Origin of the sequence: Bacillus sp. UMB0728 (genome assembly GCF_002858875.1) — a bacterium.
In the GTDB taxonomy this organism is placed as follows: Bacteria; Bacillota; Bacilli; order Bacillales; family Cytobacillaceae; genus Bacillus_AB; species Bacillus_AB infantis.
Window position 1 is genome coordinate 1 of sequence record NZ_PKLA01000016.1, and the last position, 3,662, is coordinate 3,662.

Annotated in this window: 2 rRNA genes; both read right to left on the reverse strand. The window is 51.1% G+C overall.

The features are described from left to right. Positions 1-303 precede the first annotated feature (303 nt). Positions 304-420 (reverse strand): 5S ribosomal RNA (gene rrf, locus CYJ37_RS26690). Positions 421-489: 69 nt separating this feature from the next. Next, positions 490-3,434: ribosomal RNA gene (locus CYJ37_RS26695) — 23S ribosomal RNA — on the reverse strand. Positions 3,435-3,662: the final 228 nt, after the last annotated feature.

Consider the following 3,662-nt stretch of genomic DNA (forward strand, 5'->3'; position numbering starts at 1 on the left):
ATCAAACTCTCCATATAAGAGTAAGATTTAGCTCTGATAAAAAATTAAGATTAACGTTGACGTTTTTGTTCGTTCAGTTTTCAAAGAACAATCTCAGTCGCTCTCTTAAAGCAACTATATTAGAATAACATTTTTAGCAGCCTTCGTCAACAACTTTTTTCAAAAGTTTGTTCAGAGCATCAGCTCTCAAAGGTGCCTGACTATCATAACACCGCCGGTGTTATGGGTCAACCCTTAATTTCAAAGGAAAAATATTCCATCACCAAGGGATTAAAAAAGACAAAGAGACATCTCTCTGTCTTCGCCCGGCAGCGTCCTACTCTCACAGGGGGAGAGCCCCCAACTACCATCGGCGCTGAGAAGCTTAACTTCCGTGTTCGGTATGGGAACGGGTGTGACCTTCTCGCTATCGCCACCAGACTATTTAGATGAGGTTTTTGTTCCCTCAAAACTAGATAATGCAGAAGAAGAATTACAAAGCAATCAAATGTGGTTAAGTCCTCGATCTATTAGTATCTGTCAGCTCCACGTGTCACCACGCTTCCACCTCAGACCTATCAACCTGATCATCTTTCAGGGATCTTACTAGCTTGACGCTATGGGAAATCTCATCTCGAGGGGGGCTTCATGCTTAGATGCTTTCAGCACTTATCCCTTCCGCACATAGCTACCCAGCGATGCCTTTGGCAAGACAACTGGTACACCAGCGGTGCGTCCATCCCGGTCCTCTCGTACTAAGGACAGCTCCTCTCAAATTTCCTGCGCCCACGACGGATAGGGACCGAACTGTCTCACGACGTTCTGAACCCAGCTCGCGTACCGCTTTAATGGGCGAACAGCCCAACCCTTGGGACCGACTACAGCCCCAGGATGCGATGAGCCGACATCGAGGTGCCAAACCTCCCCGTCGATGTGGACTCTTGGGGGAGATAAGCCTGTTATCCCCGGGGTAGCTTTTATCCGTTGAGCGATGGCCCTTCCATGCGGAACCACCGGATCACTAAGCCCGACTTTCGTCCCTGCTCGACTTGTAGGTCTCGCAGTCAAGCTCCCTTGTGCCTTTACACTCTGCGAATGATTTCCAACCATTCTGAGGGAACCTTTGGGCGCCTCCGTTACTTTTTAGGAGGCGACCGCCCCAGTCAAACTGCCCGCCTGACACTGTCTCCCGCCCCGATCAGGGGCGCGGGTTAGAATTTCAATACAGCCAGGGTAGTATCCCACCAATGCCTCCACCGAAGCTGGCGCTCCGGCTTCAAAGGCTCCTACCTATCCTGTACAAGCTGTACCAAAATTCAATATCAGGCTGCAGTAAAGCTCCACGGGGTCTTTCCGTCCTGTCGCGGGTAACCTGCATCTTCACAGGTACTATAATTTCACCGAGTCTCTCGTTGAGACAGTGCCCAGATCGTTACGCCTTTCGTGCGGGTCGGAACTTACCCGACAAGGAATTTCGCTACCTTAGGACCGTTATAGTTACGGCCGCCGTTTACTGGGGCTTCGATTCAGAGCTTCGCTTGCGCTAACCCCTCCTCTTAACCTTCCAGCACCGGGCAGGCGTCAGCCCCTATACTTCGCCTTGCGGCTTCGCAGAGACCTGTGTTTTTGCTAAACAGTCGCCTGGGCCTATTCACTGCGGCTTTTCCGGGCTATTCACCCTAAAAAGCACCCCTTCTCCCGAAGTTACGGGGTCATTTTGCCGAGTTCCTTAACGAGAGTTCTCTCGCTCACCTTAGGATTCTCTCCTCGCCTACCTGTGTCGGTTTGCGGTACGGGCACCTTTTCCCTCGCTAGAGGCTTTTCTTGGCAGTGTGGAATCAGGAACTTCGGTACTAAATTTCCCTCGCCGTCACAGCTCAGCCTGATGCAAACGGGATTTGCCTCGTTTGCAGCCTAACTGCTTGGACGCGCATATCCAACAGCGCGCTTACCCTATCCTCCTGCGTCCCCCCATTGCTCAAACGGTAAAGAGGTGGTACAGGAATATCAACCTGTTGTCCATCGCCTACGCCTTTCGGCCTCGGCTTAGGTCCCGACTAACCCTGAGCGGACGAGCCTTCCTCAGGAAACCTTAGGCATTCGGTGGATGGGATTCTCACCCATCTTTCGCTACTCATACCGGCATTCTCACTTCTAAGCGCTCCACCAGTCCTTGCGGTCTGACTTCGATGCACTTAGAACGCTCTCCTACCGCGGACACCTGATGGTGTCCACCCACAGCTTCGGTGATACGTTTAGCCCCGGTACATTTTCGGCGCGGAGTCACTCGACCAGTGAGCTATTACGCACTCTTTAAATGGTGGCTGCTTCTAAGCCAACATCCTGGTTGTCTAAGCAACTCCACATCCTTTTCCACTTAACGTATACTTTGGGACCTTAGCTGGTGGTCTGGGCTGTTTCCCTTTTGACTACGGATCTTATCACTCGCAGTCTGACTCCCATGGATAAGTCTTTGGCATTCGGAGTTTGTCTGAATTCGGTAACCCGATGGGGGCCCCTAGTCCAAACAGTGCTCTACCTCCAAGACTCTTACAACATGAGGCTAGCCCTAAAGCTATTTCGGAGAGAACCAGCTATCTCCAAGTTCGATTGGAATTTCTCCGCTACCCACACCTCATCCCCGCACTTTTCAACGTGCGTGGGTTCGGGCCTCCATCCAGTGTTACCTGGACTTCACCCTGGACATGGGTAGATCACCTGGTTTCGGGTCTACGACCACATACTCATTCGCCCTATTCAGACTCGCTTTCGCTGCGGCTCCGTCTGTTCAACTTAACCTCGCATGTAATCGTAACTCGCCGGTTCATTCTACAAAAGGCACGCCATTACCCTGACCCGAAGGTCATAGGGCTTTGACTACTTGTAGGCACACGGTTTCAGGATCTGTTTCACTCCCCTTCCGGGGTGCTTTTCACCTTTCCCTCACGGTACTGGTTCACTATCGGTCACTAGGGAGTATTTAGCCTTGGGAGATGGTCCTCCCTGCTTCCGACGGGATTTCACGTGTCCCGCCGTACTCAGGATCCACTCTGGAGGGAACGAAGTTTCAACTACGGGGCTGTTACCCTCTATGGCCGGCCTTTCCATGCCTGTTCATTTACTCCGTTCCTTTGTAACTCCGTGTAGAGTGTCCTACAACCCCAGGAGGCAAGCCTCCTGGTTTGGGCTAATCCCGTTTCGCTCGCCGCTACTCAGGGAATCGCGTTTGCTTTCTCTTCCTCCGGGTACTTAGATGTTTCAGTTCCCCGGGTCTGCCTCCAATGCCCTATGTATTCAGGCAAGGGTTCCATCCCATTACGGATGGAGGGTTTCCCCATTCGGAAATCTCCGGATCAAAGCTTACTTACAGCTCCCCGAAGCATATCGGTGTTAGTACCGTCCTTCATCGGCTCCTAGTGCCAAGGCATCCACCGTGCGCCCTTTCTAACTTAACCTGTTCGGCCGATGATAAGCTTCACATCTCTTCGTCATCTCAATCGTCAGCATCCTCACGTATACAAAACATACGCTCCGGTGCTTCCTCAATCGATTCCTCGACCTGTTCGCTTCTCATCACCCTCACGGTTTTTAAACTCTTATTTATTTATAAGAGAGAAAACCTAAAATGGCGATTACTCGGTAATGTCTTCTTCATTACATTATCTAGTTTTCAAAGAACAAAA